General features: G+C 50.3%; 19 protein-coding genes. 10 read left to right on the forward strand and 9 right to left on the reverse strand.

What is annotated here, in order from left to right:
* The 3 genes from V3O24_RS02900 to V3O24_RS02910 all read right to left on the reverse strand — a co-directional run bounded on the left by V3O24_RS02900 (position 1) and on the right by V3O24_RS02910 (position 2,942).
* Positions 1 to 870, reverse strand: a complete 870-nt coding sequence (locus tag V3O24_RS02900; RefSeq protein ID WP_331306118.1) for a universal stress protein — start codon at positions 868 to 870, stop codon at positions 1 to 3.
* Positions 870 to 2,363, reverse strand: coding sequence for a SulP family inorganic anion transporter (locus V3O24_RS02905; protein ID WP_331306119.1), 1,494 nt, complete (start codon positions 2,361 to 2,363; stop codon positions 870 to 872). Before V3O24_RS02905 ends, V3O24_RS02900 begins: the two co-directional genes overlap by 1 nt.
* Before the next feature lie 156 nt (positions 2,364 to 2,519).
* On the reverse strand, positions 2,520 to 2,942 hold the full coding sequence (locus tag V3O24_RS02910) for a MarR family transcriptional regulator (RefSeq protein ID WP_331306120.1): 423 nt from the start codon (positions 2,940 to 2,942) through the stop codon (positions 2,520 to 2,522).
* Positions 2,943 to 3,590: 648 nt separating this feature from the next.
* On the opposite strand from V3O24_RS02910, the gene V3O24_RS02915 reads away from it, so the two are divergent.
* Positions 3,591 to 4,646 carry an FAD:protein FMN transferase gene (locus tag V3O24_RS02915; RefSeq protein WP_331306122.1) on the forward strand — a complete coding sequence of 352 codons (1,056 nt, stop codon included), beginning with the start codon at positions 3,591 to 3,593 and terminating at the stop codon, positions 4,644 to 4,646.
* Between the two features lie 17 nt (positions 4,647 to 4,663).
* On the forward strand, positions 4,664 to 7,312 hold the full coding sequence (locus tag V3O24_RS02920; protein ID WP_331306124.1) for an MMPL family transporter: 2,649 nt from the start codon (positions 4,664 to 4,666) through the stop codon (positions 7,310 to 7,312).
* A gap of 248 nt (positions 7,313 to 7,560) precedes the next feature.
* On the opposite strand, the gene V3O24_RS02925 is transcribed toward V3O24_RS02920, so the two are convergent.
* On the reverse strand, positions 7,561 to 8,352 hold the full coding sequence (locus V3O24_RS02925) for a Crp/Fnr family transcriptional regulator (protein ID WP_331306125.1): 792 nt from the start codon (positions 8,350 to 8,352) through the stop codon (positions 7,561 to 7,563).
* Between the two features lie 546 nt (positions 8,353 to 8,898).
* On the opposite strand from V3O24_RS02925, the gene shc reads away from it, so the two are divergent.
* The 8 genes from shc to V3O24_RS02965 all read left to right on the forward strand — a co-directional run bounded on the left by shc (position 8,899) and on the right by V3O24_RS02965 (position 14,067).
* Entirely contained in the window at positions 8,899 to 10,875 is a 1,977-nt protein-coding gene (gene shc / locus V3O24_RS02930) for a squalene--hopene cyclase (RefSeq protein ID WP_331306126.1), read from the forward strand.
* Positions 10,876 to 11,104: 229 nt separating this feature from the next.
* The gene (locus V3O24_RS02935; protein WP_331306127.1) at positions 11,105 to 11,497 is read left to right on the forward strand and encodes a DUF4398 domain-containing protein; all 393 of its coding nucleotides are present in this window, start codon (positions 11,105 to 11,107) and stop codon (positions 11,495 to 11,497) included.
* 18 nt (positions 11,498 to 11,515) lie between these two features.
* Entirely contained in the window at positions 11,516 to 12,406 is an 891-nt protein-coding gene (locus V3O24_RS02940) for an OmpA family protein (RefSeq protein WP_104423462.1), read from the forward strand.
* 105 nt (positions 12,407 to 12,511) lie between these two features.
* Complete coding sequence (locus V3O24_RS02945) at positions 12,512 to 12,652, forward strand: DUF3096 domain-containing protein (protein WP_006889773.1); 141 nt, start codon at positions 12,512 to 12,514, stop codon at positions 12,650 to 12,652.
* A gap of 71 nt (positions 12,653 to 12,723) precedes the next feature.
* Positions 12,724 to 12,876, forward strand: coding sequence for a DUF3309 family protein (locus V3O24_RS02950; RefSeq protein WP_219820810.1), 153 nt, complete (start codon positions 12,724 to 12,726; stop codon positions 12,874 to 12,876).
* Positions 12,877 to 13,007: 131 nt separating this feature from the next.
* Complete coding sequence (locus V3O24_RS02955; protein ID WP_104423460.1) at positions 13,008 to 13,190, forward strand: CsbD family protein; 183 nt, start codon at positions 13,008 to 13,010, stop codon at positions 13,188 to 13,190.
* Positions 13,191 to 13,380: 190 nt separating this feature from the next.
* Positions 13,381 to 13,530, forward strand: a complete 150-nt coding sequence (locus tag V3O24_RS02960; protein ID WP_104423459.1) for a lmo0937 family membrane protein — start codon at positions 13,381 to 13,383, stop codon at positions 13,528 to 13,530.
* A 315-nt stretch (positions 13,531 to 13,845) separates the two neighbouring features.
* A complete protein-coding gene (locus V3O24_RS02965; RefSeq protein ID WP_331306128.1) occupies positions 13,846 to 14,067 on the forward strand; it encodes a hypothetical protein in 222 nt (73 codons plus the stop codon).
* Positions 14,068 to 14,557: 490 nt separating this feature from the next.
* Here V3O24_RS02965 and V3O24_RS02970 read toward each other — a convergent pair whose 3' ends face one another.
* Genes V3O24_RS02970 through V3O24_RS02990 form a run of 5 tightly spaced genes read right to left on the reverse strand, consistent with a single transcriptional unit; the run spans position 14,558 to position 16,287 of the window.
* Positions 14,558 to 15,001 (reverse strand): hypothetical protein, encoded by a 444-nt coding sequence (locus V3O24_RS02970; RefSeq protein WP_331306129.1) that lies wholly within the window; start codon positions 14,999 to 15,001, stop codon positions 14,558 to 14,560.
* Complete coding sequence (locus tag V3O24_RS02975; RefSeq protein ID WP_331306130.1) at positions 14,998 to 15,441, reverse strand: phage holin family protein; 444 nt, start codon at positions 15,439 to 15,441, stop codon at positions 14,998 to 15,000. Before V3O24_RS02975 ends, V3O24_RS02970 begins: the two co-directional genes overlap by 4 nt.
* A gap of 13 nt (positions 15,442 to 15,454) precedes the next feature.
* Positions 15,455 to 15,685, reverse strand: coding sequence for a DUF883 domain-containing protein (locus V3O24_RS02980; protein WP_331306131.1), 231 nt, complete (start codon positions 15,683 to 15,685; stop codon positions 15,455 to 15,457).
* 30 nt (positions 15,686 to 15,715) lie between these two features.
* Positions 15,716 to 15,958: a DUF883 domain-containing protein gene (locus V3O24_RS02985; protein ID WP_331306132.1), complete on the reverse strand. Its 243-nt coding sequence runs from the start codon at positions 15,956 to 15,958 to the stop codon at positions 15,716 to 15,718.
* Between the two features lie 14 nt (positions 15,959 to 15,972).
* Positions 15,973 to 16,287, reverse strand: coding sequence for a BON domain-containing protein (locus V3O24_RS02990; RefSeq protein ID WP_104423453.1), 315 nt, complete (start codon positions 16,285 to 16,287; stop codon positions 15,973 to 15,975).
* Positions 16,288 to 16,717: the final 430 nt, after the last annotated feature.

Here is a 16,717-nt window from a genome sequence, read left to right on the forward strand (position 1 = left end):
TCAGCGCAGCAACAGCAGCGGCTTTTTGGCATTCATCAGCATCTTGGCGGTAAAGCTGCCCAGCAGCAGGTCATGAAGGCGGGTGTGGCTGAATGCGCCCATCACGATCATATCAATATCATGTTTGTCCTGATATTCACAAAGCGCTTGGTCGGGCTTGCCTTGTAATTTTTTCGTGGTCACTTCAATGCCGCCGGCATTTTTCAGTTTGCTGACAGCCGCTTCAAGCAATTGTTCGGTCGCTGCGTCATCTTTGCTGACGTTAACCAGATGGCAAGTGAGGCCTTTATAAAGCGGGCTGATGGCAACCATGTCGATGGCTTTTTCTGTCGCCTTGCTGCCATCATAGGCAATCATGATGTGCTGCGGCGCTTTGAACGTGTCGTTGACTACCAAAATAGGCTTATGCAACGAGCGGATGATGGACTCAAGTTTTGCGCCTATTTTGTCCGGCCGGTTTTCATGCACTTTGCCACGGATGCCGATGACCAGAACCCGGATGCTTTCTTCAAGCTCGATTAGCGATTCAACCAAGCTACCGTGGCGCTGGTTGCTGTCGGGGTTGGCGATGCCAGCCTGGATGACCCGATCTTTGGCCGCCTGTAGCAACAGCTTGCCTTGCTGTAGTCGCAACTTGCTGCGCTGCTGTTCGACGGCGGTCAGTTCTTCAAGCAAATGTTCCTGACTGCCCAAGCCGATATTGCCGGACAAGTCCAGGGTTACGGCCGTCTCGGGATGGTGATCAATGACATGCAGCAGCTTTAATGGCGCATCGACGCGTTGGGCTATCCAGGCGGCGTAATCGCAGACCGCTTCGGTCAATGATGAGCCGTCGATACATGCCAGCACTCTATTGGTATTTGTGTTCATTAATGGCCTCCGATGACTTTTTCAATTTCTTCCGGTTTATCGTGGATGCCGAAGCGGTCGACGATGGTGGCGGTGGCTTCGTTCATGCCGATCAACTCCACATCCGCGCCTTCGCGGCGGAACTTGATGACGGCCTTGTCCAATGCAGACACCGAGGTTATATCCCAGAAATGCGCGCGGTGTAAATCGATGACCACTTTATCGACGGCTTCCTTGAAATCGAAGGCCTCGATGAACTTGCCCGACGAATTAAAGAAGATTTGCCCGATAACGCGATAAGTCCGAATGCTGTTCGCTTCATCCAGTTCCGATTCGACATACATGAAATGGCTGATTTTGTTGGCGAAGAATAACGACGCCAGCAACACGCCGACGAAAACGCCGAACGCCAGGTTATGCGTCCAGACCACGACAATCACGGTCGCCACCATCACCACATTGGTGGACACCGGGTGTTGTTTGAGGTTGACGATGGAACTCCAGCTGAAGGTACCGATCGAGACCATGATCATCACCGAGACCAACGCGGCCATCGGGATTTTGGAAATCCATTCGTCCAGGAACACCACCATGATCAACAGAAAGCTCCCTGCAATTAAGGTGGACAAGCGCCCGCGCCCGCCGGATTTGATATTGATAACGGACTGGCCGATCATCGCGCAACCGGCCATACCGCCGAGCAATCCGGCACCGATATTGGCGAGGCCCTGGCCTTTGCATTCGCGGTTTTTGTCGCTGGGCGTGTCGGTTAAATCATCAATGATGGTGGCGGTCATCAATGATTCCAGCAGACCGACTACGGCCATTGGCAAAGAATAAGGCGCAATAATTTTTAAGGTGTCCCATGTCAACGGCACCTCGGGCCAGAGAAAAATAGGCAGCGTATCGGGCAACTCGCCCATGTCGCCGACTGTGCGGATGTCCAGCTGCCAATAAATGGCGATGCCAGTCAAAACGATAATGCAGACCAGCGGCGAGGGCAGGGATTTGCCGATCACCGGGAGATACGGAAACAGGTAAATGATCGCCAGTCCGCCTGCGGTCATTGCGTAAACATGCCAAGTGACGTGGGTAAGTTCCGGCAGCTGCGCCATGAAGATCAAAATCGCCAGCGCATTGACGAAACCGGTCACCACCGAACGCGACACGAAACTCATCAGGCTGCCGAGCTTCAGGTAGCCGGAGATGATTTGCAAAACGCCGGTCAGCAGCGTTGCCGCCAATAAATATTGCAGGCCATGATCCTTGACCAGCGTCACCATCAGCAACGCCATCGCCCCGGTCGCCGCAGAAATCATGCCCGGCCTGCCGCCGACAAACGCGGTCACCACCGCAATGCAGAACGAGGCATAGAGCCCGACTTTGGGATCGACCCCGGCGATGATGGAAAAGGCAATGGCTTCGGGAATCAGCGCAAGGGCAACGACCAGACCGGCCAACACATCGCCTCGGATGTTGCCGAGCCAGTCCTGTTTTTTCGATAAAAAGAGCATTTCAGTCCTATAAATTAAAAAGGCTATGTGGGAACACAGCCAGAGAGCATAAAAAGTTATTCAAAGATGTGAGGGGTACTAAGTCGGTCAGCTTGGTGAAAAAACAGATTATCCGCTCAGTTTTATGCATACTTTTCAATGCCCAAGCCCATTAATTCAGATAGCTTCACCCAGGCTGGTTTTAATGCGTTCCAGCAGTGCGGTCATCTGTTCTCGTTCTTGTTGCGTTAAGGTTTTAAGAACCTCCGCTTCCACCGCATCGGCAATCTCCCAAAGTTCCTGCATGATGGACTGCGCTTTAGGCGTGAGTTCCAGGCGGTAAGCGCGCCGGTCTTCAACGTCTTTATTGCGCCGAACCAGACCCGATTCCTCAAGCAAGTCGATCTGCCTTGCCAGCGTAATCGGTTTGATTTCCAGAATTTCAGCCAAGTCGATTTGGCGGCAATTTTCATTTTCAGACAAATGCACCAAGGCTCTCCATTGGGCATGAGTAAAGCCGATATTTTCGGCTTCCTTGTTAAAACGTTGACGGATAACGTGACTGATTTCGTAACTCAGAAAACCGAATTTTGAATGCATAAACAATTGAAAGCGTAGAAGCTCGTAAAAAGCGCCAAGGGAAAGAAAATAATAGATATAATAAGCAACAGGTATTATATAGAACAAGTGTCTTTCCTGCAATCTACGCACATCATGCGCAACAAATAACGTGATACCTCCTCGGCAGAGGCTGATTTTGACTCGCGCCTTAGCTGTAGTGCGCTGCTGCCATTAAGTTAAGTTCAAATGGAAATACGCTGTCATTAATTTAATGGCAGTGACGTAGTGCGTGGGAATACGGTAAACATTATGGCGACTACTCAGTGCATAGAGAAATGGAACACGGATGACGCGGATTAAGCTGATAAACTGAAATATAAAGAACTTATTTTCCCTGGCGTTACCGTTAACAGACAGATGACTGATTTGGGGAGTATTCATAGTGTAGGACTCCGAGACAGGCAAAAATGCAGCCAGAACGGTTTGCATGTCTGTTCTACAGGGGCCGCAAAGGGAAAACTTATTTTTTAAAAAGCTTTAGTGTCTTTCGGATTATAATAAAGAGCGCTCTAAAGACGGCACACGCGAGCGCAGCTAGGGCGCAAAATCACGTTTGTTAACGCATATTGCGCGTTTTATGAAGTTTATTACCGATAATTTGTGATGATAAAGAAACGGCAGACATGGATGACTAACCCACGAACTATAAAAACGGCATTATCCGGCGCTTTCCCGCATCATTTTATTGCCTGCATGTTTTTAGTCATGTTGGCAGGCTGCTCGGAACCGACCATTCAAAAGCTTGAAGGCCCTGCTCAGGGTACGACTTACCATATCAGCTATTGGTCCGAATCGTCGGTGGATGATAAAGCCGTTAAAGACGCCGTCGAAAACGAATTCGCGGCCATCGATAAGCTGCTGTCCAATTACCGGCCCGATTCGACTATAGAAACATTCAACAGCATAGAGAATACCGATAGCCAGGAAGTCGGCGGCGAAATCGTGTCCTTGGTTAAAATCGCGCAAGTTGTAAACCAGGCCAGCCAAGGCTGCTACGATTTAACCATTAAGCCGTTGTTCGATTTATGGGGCTTTAAGGGCAATGCGCTGACGATTCCTAAAGACTCGACTATTCTTGCCACGCTGAAGCAAATCGGCATGGAAAAACTGGAAATCGTCGATGACACGCATCTGCGCAAAAAACAGGCCGACCTGAAAGTCGATTTGTCGTCGATTGCTCAAGGCTATAGCGTGGAGCGGATCAGCAAGGTGCTGGAGCAAAAAAGCATAAGCAATTATCTGGTCGAAATAGGCGGCGAGCTGAAAACCAATGGCTACAAACCCGGCCTTCAACCTTGGCGTATCGCCGTGGAAAGGCCGTTGCCGGAAGAACGGACGATGCATAAAGTCGTTACCATGCCCAAGGATTCGCCGATGGCGGTGATGACGTCCGGTACTTACCGGCATTATTTCGATGACCAAGGCCGGCGTTACAGCCACATTCTCGATGCCCGTAACGGAAGACCGGTCGGCCATAACCTGGTTTCCGCCACCGTCCTGATCGCTGATCCGACGGTTGCCGATGCCTGGTCCACCGCGCTGTTGTGCCTGGGAGCGAAAGACGGCATGGCGGCGGCCAATATGGCTAAAATCCCCGCCCTGTTCATCGAATTGCAGGGCAGCGAACTTATTGAATCCCGAAGTGACGCGTTAAACACTTTGAACACTCTCACCCTACATTAATGCCCGAATCCTGAGTTATGACATTTCAAACCCGCAGTCACAGTATTTTTTCACGTTGGGCAAGTTTGACGCTAGGCAGGCCGTTCATGGTTCTGTCCATAGTGGTTTTGCTCAGCATTTTGGCCTTGGAATACACGGCCGGCCACTTAAGCATTAATACCGATACCGCCGAACTGGTCGCGCCCGATGCGCCTTTCCAGCAAAACCGCCGCAATTTTGAAAAAGCCTTTTCGCAGGACTTGCACACGCTGTTGCTGGTGGTTGAATCGGATACGCCGGAATTGACCAAATCGGCTACTAAACGATTGCTGCGCTTGCTCAGCGCCAACAAAGAGCATTTTAATTCGGCCTATATTCCCAACGACAACGAATTTTTCCGTCAGAACGGCCTGCTTTATCTCGATACCGACGAACTGCATAACTTATCCAACAATCTGTCGCTGGCCCAGCCGTTTATCGGCAGAATTGCCCAGGAACCGAATCTGACCGGCTTTTTCTCGATTTTTGAAGACGCCCTGACCAACACCGACAAGACTCAGGATGTGCCTATTGATTTCATTTCGCTAGTTGATAAGGTGGCGCTGGCCTTGCATAAAACGATCAATGGCGAAAACGCGTTGATGTCATGGGAGTCGATGATTGCGGAAAAGAAAACCGATTCCAACAGCGGCTTTATTATCGTCGCGCCCAAGTTTGATTTTACGCAAATCCGTCCAGCGGAAAATGCGATTGATTCGATCCGTAAAGCGGTTGACCAAATCCAGGACCCCAACCTGCCTGCGGTTAAAGTTTGGGTTACCGGCGAAGTCGGTCTTGAAGACGATGAGTTGTCAGGCATGAGTACCGGCACATTTACCGCCAGCATTTTCTCCATTGTGTTGGTGTTGTTTATATTGTTGGTCGCCTATCGTTCCATTTTGCTCACCTTGGCCACGTTGATGACGCTGGCTTTGGGCATGCTTTTTTGCGGAGCGTTCGCGGCTTTTTCGGTAAAAGAATTAAACCTGATTTCAGTGGCTTTTGCGGTATCCAATATCGGCTTGGGCGTGGAATATGCGATCCATTTTTGTCTGCGCTATCGCGACAATCTGATTCATCACATTCATAAAGAGCTGGCGCTACGCAGCACATTAATGAGCACGGCGCCATCGTTATTACTGTGTGCGGGAACCACGTCGATCGGGCTTTATGCTTTTATACCGACCGATTACAAAGGCGTATCCGAACTTGGCCTGCTGGCGGGCACCAGTCTGTTTATCTGCCTGTTAATTACCTTGATTGTCCTGCCGGCGCTGTTGAAAATCATGCCTGCTCCGGCAAAGTCCCAGATTAACGGAACGCGGAACGGACTTGAGAAATTGTCGAAAAAACTGGCGATCTTGCCGCTGCATTATGCCAAACCGATTTCCATCGCAACCTTTGCCATCGCCGTTATTTCCATCGTTTTGACCTTCAACGTGAAGACTGACTTCAATCCGATTAACCTTCGCGACCCTAACACCGAATCGGTTATTGCGTTTAAAAATCTGATGAAAGACAAGGAAACCACGCCGATGACCTTGACCGTTCTGGCCAAGGATGAGAACAACGCCAAAGCCTTGGAGCAAAAGCTTTCGGCCTTGGCTTCGGTCGATAAAACCGTCAGTCTTTTCGATTTTGAACCCACCGGGCAGGGCGACAAACTGGCCGTGATAGAGGAAATGGGCTTGATGCTGGGGGCGCAAACGCAAAATTTTCCCGCGCTCAAAAACGATACCGATCCTGTACCCGGCATTAAGCGCCTGATAAAAGCGGTCGACACTATCCTGCCTCAAAAAACCGATGCCCGTGAACGCACCGCGTTAAGCAATTTTAAAAAAGAATTGCAGGATATTTTGATCGAACTTGATGCGCGGCAGCAAACCAGTCGACGCCTGTTCATTGACAAAATCCAGACCACGCTGCTCGGTACCTTGCCGAGTCTCATGAACGAACTATCGGCCAGCTTCAATGCCAAGGAAGTCACTCTGGCCGACCTGCCTGCCGACATCAAGGACAAATGGCTGAGCAAGAACGGCTCGTACCGTATCCAGATATTTCCCAAGAAAGACCTGAACGATTTAACCAGCCTGGAAGAGTTTATTACCGAAGTGCAATCCGTCGCGCCTGAGACCACCGACTTGCCGATCATGTATTGGGAATCGATGAAGGAAGTTATCTCCGCTTTCCAGGAAGCCATTGTGATTGCGCTGGTCACTATCGCGCTGCTGTTGTTTGCGATCAGGCGCAATGTTCTCGATACCGCGTTGGTCATGACGCCGCTGATATTGGCCGGGCTGTTTACGATGGCGAGTGCGGTTCTGACTAATACGCCGATTAATTTCGCCAACATCATCGCCTTGCCGCTGTTACTGGGGCTAGGCGTCGATAACGGCATCCATATGGTTGAGAAGCTGCATCATTCTATGTCCGAAGAGCAGAATATCTATCAATCCAGCACGGCCAGGGCCATGTTTTACGGCGCGTTGACCACCGCCTCCAGTTTCGCCGGATTGGCGTTCTCGCCGCATCAGGGCATCGCCAGCATGGGTTTGATTATCACCATGGGCATATTCTGGATTATGGTTTGTACGTTTATTATTCTTCCGGCGCTGAGTAAATTGGTGTTGAGAGTTGAAGATAAATAGGCGGGATGCAACAAACATAGTTCACAGCATCAATCCGAAACGAACAGATACCCTGCCTTATCGGGGATATAGTATCTGCCGCGAACGACTTGCATGGATGCAGGAACGATTGCTGAGGCGGGACAATATCCACGGAGCAATACGCGGAAATCTCCGAAGATATTTACGATGAAATTGACAGCGTTGAATAGCCGGGTAAATATGTCAAACATCCTGAATACGGCGACATTACCTAATTTGACGGCTGCTTAATGATTCGCTTCTAAGCCGTTCACTCTTTTTTGTAAAGGATTATACGAGGTTAATGGTGTGCGCCGGGGAGAGAAGAGCAGGCGATCAAGCTCTGCTTTGACCACTTCGTAGCATTCACAGGCCCGTGTCTGCAATCCCCGCCTATCCAGTATCGTGATGCGTCCCCGGCGGTACTCAATCAATCCGGCTTGCTGCAATTTACCGGCCGCCTCTGTGACGCCTTCGCGGCGCACTCCGAGCATATTGGCGATCAATTCCTGAGTCGTCATCAACTCGTTCGAAGGGAGCCGGTCAAGGTTTAGCAACAGCCAGCGGCAAAGTTGCTGATCCACTAAATGATGCCGATTGCAGGCCGATGTCTGTGCAATCTGGGTCATCAGCCCCTGGGTATAACGCAGCAGCAACTCGTGCAGTGTTCCGCCGTCACATTCCTCGGAATAGTTGAATTCCTTCATAAATTGATGCGCCCGTAGCCGGTAAGCTAAACCGGTGCTGCGCACAACGGCTCGATATGGCATAGACCCACCGCCCATGAACAGGGAAACGCCGATCATGCCATCGTTGCCGACCATGGCGACTTCGCCGGGCGCACCATTCTGCATTACATAAAGCAGCGATACGATGCAGGTCGTCGGGAAATAAGCGTAACGTAAATCTTTTCCGGGTTCGCAAAGAACATCACCGAGTCTGATTTCGACTGGTTCCAGGTGATAGGAAAGGCGTTCGTATTCGTCAGTAGGCAGGGAGCCAAGAAGATGGTTGTGCCAGGGGCTTTGAAGGTCGGTCATAAAACAACGTCCCTATTTGTGGGTTAAGATTGAATAGCGCTATTAACTTAAAAAATCGGTTGGTGTTGTGCGTGTGACTGTCTATAGAATAAAGAGTTCAGTTTCTTCAATCAATAGGTGGCATTACTATCAGTGAATCCTTACATCAGTTTTATCAGCGCCATGAGCGGTAACTTTCTTGAACCGCGAACGCTGATTTGAAGCACCTGATGTTTGTGATATTAGATTCGTTATCTAACAGATCGGTTTCCCTGATTGAATGGCGGCCTTGTTGTCGCGGGCTGAAACTAGAAGCGACAGTGGTTTTATGTTCGGTACCGTACAGACCGAACTTGCTGTAGCGGTTAGTCTGTTCGTTAATGGATCAGATCGAGCCACAAAGCGTTAAGATCAGGCGAGCATCATGAGCGCGCACCTCGTTCGCCGCAGCAATATCTTGCTGCGGTTCTCTTTTAACCGGCCGCCGATAAAAATGTTTTTAATATCACCCCCATGCGCCACTCGCACGCCCTTAACAGGGAAGTAAAAATCAGAGAAAACCAAACCATGCTAACAGAGACTATTTTACATAGCAGTCCAGATTCCGATTACACCAGCCCCGCCCATTTTTTAACTTCTCCAACAACGTTGGACACCGCTATTGACCGAGCCAGGGTGCAACTCCTCGGTCTGCAAAACGAGGAAGGTTATTGGGTATTCGAACTCGAAGCGGATTGCACTATCCCCGCCGAATACATCCTGATGATGCATTACATGGATGAAATTAACCAAGCACTCCAGGCCAAGATCGCCAATTTTCTTCGCGCACAACAAAGCGTGGACGGCAGTTATCCTCTTTTTAAAGGCGGTCCTGGCGACATCAGTTGCACAGTTAAGGCTTATTACGCGATGAAATTGGCCGGCGATTCTACCGATGCGGCGCATATGCTCAAGGCCCGCGCGTGGATACTGGCCCAGGGCGGCGCGGCCAAGGCCAATGTGCTGACTCGCATCACGCTGGCTACGTTCGAGCAGATTCCCTGGCGCGGCGTGCCTTTCATTCCGGTGGAAATCATGCTGTTACCCAAGTGGTTCCCGTTTCATCTGGACAAGGTATCCTACTGGTCGCGTACCGTTATGGTTCCCATGTTCATTCTCTGCACTTACAAGGTCAAGGCCCGTAATCCCCAGAAAATGGGTATCGCTGAACTGTTCGTGACTCCGCCGGATAAAGAAAAGAATTACTTCTCCCATGTCAAAACGCCCTTAGGCAAGGCCATACTGGTGCTTGATCGATTGGGTCGGCTGATGGAACCGCTGATTCCCGGTGTTGTCCGCCGGAAGGCTACCGCCAAGGCGCGCGACTGGTTCATGGCAAGATTGAATGGCTACGATGGTCTGGGGGCTATTTTCACGGCCATGGTCAATGCGTATGAAGCCATGGACTGTCTGGGTATCCCTGCCGACAATGAACAGCGGCGGATCGCGAGGGAGTCTATCGACCGCCTGCTGGTTATCAAAGGTGATATGGCCTACTGCCAACCTTGCGTTTCCCCGATCTGGGACACCGGTTTGGTTGCTCTGACATTGCAGGAAACAGACCGTCGCCAACGCGATTCGCACACCCGGCAAGCTCTCAACTCTGCGTTGAATTGGCTGGCGGCTAAGCAGTTGAAGGACGAGCCGGGCGACTGGCGGAACCGGCGCCCCAATCTGCCGGGCGGCGGCTGGGCCTTCCAGTTCGGCAACAGCTATTACCCCGATGTCGACGATACCGCGGTGGTCGCATATGCGATGGTTCAGGCCGACGAACAACAGTTTGCCGAATCTATCGAACGGGCAGGCGTCTGGATTGCCGGAATGCAGTCGAGCAATGGCGGCTATGGCGCTTTTGATGTCGACAATACCTGTCACTATCTGAACCACATTCCGTTTTCCGACCACGGAGCCCTGATTGACCCGCCAACAGCTGACGTCAGCGCCCGCTGCATTATGTTGCTGGGCAAGCTTGTCAACCGTCATCCCGAATACAAGGCGGTCATCGACAATTGTATTAATTACTTGCGCAATGAGCAGGAAACGGATGGCTGTTGGTTCGGCCGCTGGGGCACCAATTACATTTACGGCACCTGGTCTGTATTGACCGGTTTTGAAGCCGCAGGTGTTCCCAAGCATGATCCTTGCATTCGCAAAGCCGTTGCTTGGCTTAAATCCAAACAACGCAACGACGGCGGGTGGGGAGAGGACAATGACAGCTATTACGACACCAGGAATCGCGGTGAATTCCATACCGGCACATCATTCCATACCGCGCTGGCATTGTTGGCATTATTGTCGGCTGGTGAAGCCGGCAGTCCTGAAGTCGAAGCCGGGGTCAATTATCTGCTGAAAAACCAGCAGTCTGACGGGTTTTGGAGTGACGAAAGCTTCAATGCGCCCGGCTTCCCCAAGGTGTTTTATCTGAAATACCACGGTTACGATAAATTCTTCCCGCTCTGGGCGTTAGGCCGCTACCGTAATGAGCGCCTCGCCGAGTGTAACTAGATCCGGTCGGCATCATTCAATTCCAGCGGTGTAGCGCTTATGTACGCTAGCGCACTGTGCGCGTCTGCGGAAAGGTATCTAATTAACGCCGATGGCTCTCAGAATCGGCTGTTTCCCCTCCCCAATAGACTCACCCGGATTTCGGTATAGAAAGTGGAAGTCGCTGCAATGTAATACCTAATTCATTGTAACGATTGTGTTCGGCATTTAACTCAAAGGATAACAAATCATGAAAAAAACAGACCTCCTCAGATCGTTTCAAATGATGCGCGGCATCGGTGTAAGCGCGGCTGTTGCAATCTTTATAGCCGGTTGTGCGAGCATTCCCGCACCCACAGAACAGATGGCCGTTTCCAAGGTCGCAGTCAGCAATGCAACCAGTGCTGGAGGCAATGAGTTTGCACCTCAGGCGCTTAAATCCGCGATGGAAAAAATGGATGCTGCCGAGCGGGCCATGACGGAGCAAGATTATTTGCGCGCCCGGCAATTGGCGGAACAAGCTCAGGTCGATGCTCAACTGGCTGCGGTAACGGCGCGTTCAGCCAAGGCACAGAAAGCAGCGCAAGAATTGCAGGAAGGTAACCGCGTGCTGCAACAAGAAATCGAACGTAACGCCCAATAATCATCAATGGAGCTCATTATGCAAAATAATAAATATTTCCCCATGACCCTGATCGCTGTCGCGATTGTTTCCGGTTGCAGTTCGATGCCGAAAAACTCATCCCTCACCGAAGCGCATAACAGTTACAACAATGCACGAACCAATCCCGAAGTCACGAATCTGGCAGCGGTCGAATTGAAAACAGCCGACGATTCCCTGAACAAGGCGGATTATGCCTTAAGCGAAGGTGAAAGCGATGATACCGTTGAGCATCTGGCCTACTTAGCCAAGCAGCAAGTGGCAATCGCCGAGGAAACCGCCAAGCGGAAAGCCGCTGAATCAGCGGTCGCCAACGCCGCCGCCAAACGCAACGCGGTCCGCCTTGATGCGAGAACGGCTGAAGCCGATGCGGCTAAACAGCAGGCGGCCTATGCGCAGCAAACCGTCGACCGTCAAGCTACCGAATTGGCGGTTGCCGGCGCCAATTCGGAGCGTGACCAAGCCATTATTGCTCAACAGGAAATGCTGCTCAAAGAGTTGAATGCCAAGAAAACCGAGCGCGGCCTGGTGATTACGCTAAGCGGCGACGTATTGTTTCGCACCAACAAGGCGCAGCTGCAAGCAGGCGGTCTGCGTAATGTGCAAAAATTGGCTGACTTCCTCAATCAATACCCGCAATACAAGGTGTTGGTTGAAGGTCACACCGATAGCATCGGCAGTAACAGCGCCAATCAGGCGCTGTCTGACCGACGCGCCTATGCCGTGCGGACGGCTTTGAACGACATGGGGATCAGCGGTGACCGCATCAGGACGCGCGGTTATGCCGATGCGTATCCGGTTGCGGGCAACAACACGGCGGCCGGTCGGCAATTGAACCGCCGCGTGGAAATAATCCTCTCCGACGCAAACGGCGACATTGTCCCACGTTAGGTATATTGACCATCCGGCGATGACGTTTTTGTGTTCGATACCGTACAGACTTTGTTCAATCTTGCCCATAAACTTTTATTTGATTTAACTTGAAGGATAACTCCGATGAATATTGCAATCGAACCCTTACTGGCATTGGTAATAGGCATATTAATTTTGCTGGTTCCGAGGTTTTTAAATTATTTCGTAGCCGTGTATTTAATCGTTGTAGGTATTTTGGGGTTAACGCACCATACCCTTACGTGAATGGTGATCTCACGGTCTCAGGCCGCGCCGTTTAGTCACGTTCTTTTTCAAACAGGAGCACTATCATGTCAATTGGCACAATCTTACTCATCATTCTTATTCTTATGCTTGTTGGCGTCCTGCCAACCTGGCCACATAGCCGGCAGTGGGGTTATGGTCCCACCGGTGGATTTGGGCTGGTGCTGATCATCTTACTGGTGTTGGTGTTATTGGGCATCATCTAGCCCCTGAGAAAATACTTAATCTATGTGCGCTGCCGTACCGACCCCATTCAGTTTTACATGTATTGTTTTAATGGAGCGTTGGAAAACATCATTCCACGTTTCAATTTGAACTAACACATCAGGAGACAGTCATGAACAAAGATCAAATAAAAGGCCGAGTCGAAGAAGCTAAAGGTAAAGTCAAGGAAGCCGCCGGCGTGTTGCTGGACGACGAGGGTATGGAGGTGGAAGGAAATATCCAAAAGGTCGTCGGCAAGGTCCAGAAGGGCTTTGGTGATCTCAAGGAAGATATCAAGGATAAACTTGACGATTAATACGAGAGCTGCTGCGTTGTACAGCCAAGTTGGACTGCTGTACGACTGCAACGGGATGCTATTTTAATAGGAGATGAACTTGAACTTGCCGTTGATTGGGCGAGCATCGCTTTGACTTTCGGCAATACTTCATCTGTTTGTCTGTGCGTTATATCGCCGTCAATTGACGGCCTCTTACGGAGAAGAACAAATGTTAGAAACTCTTGCAATCCTCTTAGTCATCCTCTGGATACTGGGTTTGGTCTCCTCATACACACTGGGGGGATTTATTCACATTCTGTTGGTTATCGCGATTATCGTGATCGTGTTGCGCGTCATTCAAGGCCGACGTGTCCTGTAACCATACTGGATGAATTTATGCCGCATGGTGTCGGCCTGAGCGATTCCGCTAGGCTCAGACGGTCTGGAGTACGCATCAAACCGTTCCCATGCTTCAGAGAGTGTGAAAGTATCGTGTAAACCGACTCAAAAATATTTTTATATTTTTTTATGGATTGCTTTTTAAAGAAGCGATGGAGTGCAAATCCAGGTTTGCACTCCACATTCTTAACACTTTGACACTCTCTTCAGTTTGGGAACCGGCACATTGGAAGCAACCGGTTTTATAGTAAGCGCCGCTTACTTAAGGGCATCATATATATTTAGGAGAGACAAGATGGGCGCAGTCAAGATTATGGCAATCGTACTGATTATAGCCGGCCTGTTAGGGCTGGTGTACGGTCAATTCAGCTACACACGGGAAACGCAGGAAGCCAAGTTAGGCCCGTTAGAGCTGACGGTTAAAGACACTGAGACAGTCAATGTTCAGGTCTGGGCCGGTGTGACGGCGGTAGCGGCAGGCGGCGCACTCCTGCTTTTTGCGAGCAGGAAGAGCTAGAGCTGAAGAGGCTGTAACACATCTGAAAGCCGCGCAATAACTTTAGCGTCACAAGGGGCGGCGGCAAATATAGCCCGCCGTTCAATGATCTCAGATATGGCAAGACCACGTTAGATGCCGACAGATCATCATCGCTCTTTAAGTCATGTCGATGTGCTGGTGAAACCAGCGTGAACAGCGTTGTTCAACTTAACTCCAGACAAAAAGTTACGGTTATGTACGGCAACGTACAGAAAAATATTGGCAATTTTATATTATTAACTGACTAAAAATAGTAGCTATTCAATAATAGCATCTGGGTTCCAGGTGAGCCGTTTTACGAAAGCGTTGAAAGATTTAACTATCCTCCTCCATTAGGAACTCTATGATGCCCCCATTAAAGATCAGGAGGGCATTTTTTTTGTCCAATTGATTAGCTGTGTTGCGGGCTGTGGAGAATTGATTCGGATACCGAAACAGGCAATACAATGAGGGAGGTTGAAAAGCAATGCTATTGCCTCGATCTTCGGCACACACCCGTTGCATTGGAAGCCGCCATCGGATGGGATTGATATTCGGGCGCTTGACCTGCTACACCGGGCTGAAAGTAGGATTTGATTATCCAGGCCAGCGGCAAAGCCGTGTATAAAGTTCGAGCCGAAGTTACAAGGTTCAGTGCGATTTTCAAGGGTGTAGTTTCGGTCGCATCAAGCTTATTGATAGTGCCGCGGACTTTGGATGTCCGACGCTTGGTGAGTTCGCCAATAATAAATCCTATGCCGCCCGCCAGCAGCAAAGTAGCTGGAGCGGTCATCTGTTGATGTATCTTCCGAATCAATATAGTGGTGCGGATACCGATCTTTTGTTGACGATCCAACACCTGTCGTTCGGCATCCTTGATTTGAGCCGTCAAAGACTTGGATTTACTCCGGTTTAAAAGGTAGGCCGCCTTCATGATTTTTCCTTGTCATGCGGCTCTGGGGATAAGAGCCTAAGACTGCGGAGAGTTGCGGGAAATTGTAGATAATGGCTTTTGCGGCGTATCACGCCGCATAGAAGCAGTGCTAGCAGTAAATTGAAAGCGACGGCAAGCAGTATCGCGCTACCCGCCGCCACACCGCCATGCTCGATTAGCCACAACACGGCGGCCGCGAGGAGTCCCAGCCACGCGCTGCTCAGCAAGAGGGCGACGATGATCCCCGCTACTATCATAGCCACCACGCTTTCCCCGGCCCGCCGCGTTTCCAGAGCGGCGAGCCGGAAGCGATCATGGCTTAGCCCAAGTAACTCCTGCCATAACGACTGGGCATCTTCCAGCACACCGGAATCTTTCCTCGGGTCGGCGCAGGTTGTAGTTTGTCCCGGAGTATCATTATTTACGGCATTCGTACCCATAATGTTTGCCGGTCTAACGACCGCTTAGCAGTCGGCTCAACAGAAAGCCTGCCGCTACTGCGATACCCATTGACGTTACCGGGTTGTTTTGAATATAACTGCGGCAATCGTTCATCATTTGCTGCTCGGCATTTTTCAGTTGCTCAGTTTTTTCGCCCAGTGCTTCTACTGCCTGGCTAGTCGCACCGGCTATCTTATCGACAACCTCATGTGCGGAATTGGATGCTTTGTCTATAGTTTCCATGATGTCTTCCTCTCAGTTTTGAACGGCTTGTCATTCGGGTTTACGGCGATTGTTTAACAGACGGCTCAGCAGAAAACCGCCCGCTACGGCGATACCTATTGAGGAGATGGGGTTGTCGCGGACATAACCGCGGCAATTTTTCATCAAGTGCTGCTCGGCATTTTGCAGTTGCTCACCTTTTTCGCCCAGTGCTTCGACGGCCTGATGGGTTGCGTTAGCAATATTATCGAAAGTTTCATGTGCCAGATTAGCTGCTTTGTCGGTGATTTCCATGATGGTTTCCTGATTTATTTGAGACGCATGTCATTCTTGACGGATTCCACGCCTTTGACGCTACGGGCAATTTCGACCGCTTTGTTAATATCGGCTTTGGAGTTCACGAAGCCGCTCAATTGAACGACGCCTTTGAAGGTTTCAACATTGATCTCACCCGATCTCAGGTTGGGCTCATCAAATAACATTGCTTTGACCTTGGTGGTGATGACGCTGTCGTCAACATATTCTCCGGTTCCCTCATGCTTTTCCGTCGATGCGCAACCTGCGGCAGTCAGTAACGTCAAGGCCAAAAGAAATGCGGAAAAAAATTTAATTAGGTATTTCATGATTGAATCTCCGGTTAATTGATAATTTCAGTAGGCTGAAGCAGCCCGATGAAAATCATCGAAAGGCTTCAGGGGCAAACGGTCTGCCGAGATAAGCTTTACTTACGATCAGATGCCGCTTCGGCAACCGATTACAGGCCTCGTGCCGAATGCTCGACAGAAACCTTAAAGATACTTTAGCCGAGAAATTTGCTGTAGTCGGTACGGTAGAGCACATACCGGAACTGTGGATACCACGCTGTAATAGGGAAACTATATTCCTTCAATTCGGAAATCAGGGGGGTATTCGTCTTTAGAATTGAAATGGTCCAGATCATCAATTGCCCCCATAAGCCGCAGTAAGGCAAGCAAGTGGCAAGGTCATGGCAGCCTGGCAGCGAGCGGTTTTATGTGCGTTACCGTACCGACGGCGTTAAATGTTGCGAGTAGA

It is taken from the genome of Methylobacter sp. Wu8, assembly GCF_036440755.1.
GTDB lineage: Bacteria > Pseudomonadota > Gammaproteobacteria > Methylococcales > Methylomonadaceae > Methylobacter_A > Methylobacter_A tundripaludum_A.

Bases quoted from the DNA above. Each gene is read 5' to 3' on its own strand.
- V3O24_RS02900 (WP_331306118.1), bottom strand. From the start codon at position 870: ATGAACACAAATACCAATAGAGTGCTGGCATGTATCGACGGCTCATCA.
- V3O24_RS02905 (WP_331306119.1), bottom strand. From the start codon at position 2,363: ATGCTCTTTTTATCGAAAAAACAGGACTGGCTCGGCAACATCCGAGGC.
- V3O24_RS02910 (WP_331306120.1), bottom strand. From the start codon at position 2,942: ATGCATTCAAAATTCGGTTTTCTGAGTTACGAAATCAGTCACGTTATC.
- V3O24_RS02915 (WP_331306122.1), top strand. From the start codon at position 3,591: ATGACTAACCCACGAACTATAAAAACGGCATTATCCGGCGCTTTCCCG.
- V3O24_RS02920 (WP_331306124.1), top strand. From the start codon at position 4,664: ATGACATTTCAAACCCGCAGTCACAGTATTTTTTCACGTTGGGCAAGT.
- V3O24_RS02925 (WP_331306125.1), bottom strand. From the start codon at position 8,352: ATGACCGACCTTCAAAGCCCCTGGCACAACCATCTTCTTGGCTCCCTG.
- shc (WP_331306126.1), top strand. From the start codon at position 8,899: ATGCTAACAGAGACTATTTTACATAGCAGTCCAGATTCCGATTACACC.
- V3O24_RS02935 (WP_331306127.1), top strand. From the start codon at position 11,105: ATGAAAAAAACAGACCTCCTCAGATCGTTTCAAATGATGCGCGGCATC.
- V3O24_RS02940 (WP_104423462.1), top strand. From the start codon at position 11,516: ATGCAAAATAATAAATATTTCCCCATGACCCTGATCGCTGTCGCGATT.
- V3O24_RS02945 (WP_006889773.1), top strand. From the start codon at position 12,512: ATGAATATTGCAATCGAACCCTTACTGGCATTGGTAATAGGCATATTA.
- V3O24_RS02955 (WP_104423460.1), top strand. From the start codon at position 13,008: ATGAACAAAGATCAAATAAAAGGCCGAGTCGAAGAAGCTAAAGGTAAA.
- V3O24_RS02960 (WP_104423459.1), top strand. From the start codon at position 13,381: ATGTTAGAAACTCTTGCAATCCTCTTAGTCATCCTCTGGATACTGGGT.
- V3O24_RS02965 (WP_331306128.1), top strand. From the start codon at position 13,846: ATGGGCGCAGTCAAGATTATGGCAATCGTACTGATTATAGCCGGCCTG.
- V3O24_RS02970 (WP_331306129.1), bottom strand. From the start codon at position 15,001: ATGAAGGCGGCCTACCTTTTAAACCGGAGTAAATCCAAGTCTTTGACG.
- V3O24_RS02975 (WP_331306130.1), bottom strand. From the start codon at position 15,441: ATGGGTACGAATGCCGTAAATAATGATACTCCGGGACAAACTACAACC.
- V3O24_RS02980 (WP_331306131.1), bottom strand. From the start codon at position 15,685: ATGGAAACTATAGACAAAGCATCCAATTCCGCACATGAGGTTGTCGAT.
- V3O24_RS02985 (WP_331306132.1), bottom strand. From the start codon at position 15,958: ATGGAAATCACCGACAAAGCAGCTAATCTGGCACATGAAACTTTCGAT.
- V3O24_RS02990 (WP_104423453.1), bottom strand. From the start codon at position 16,287: ATGAAATACCTAATTAAATTTTTTTCCGCATTTCTTTTGGCCTTGACG.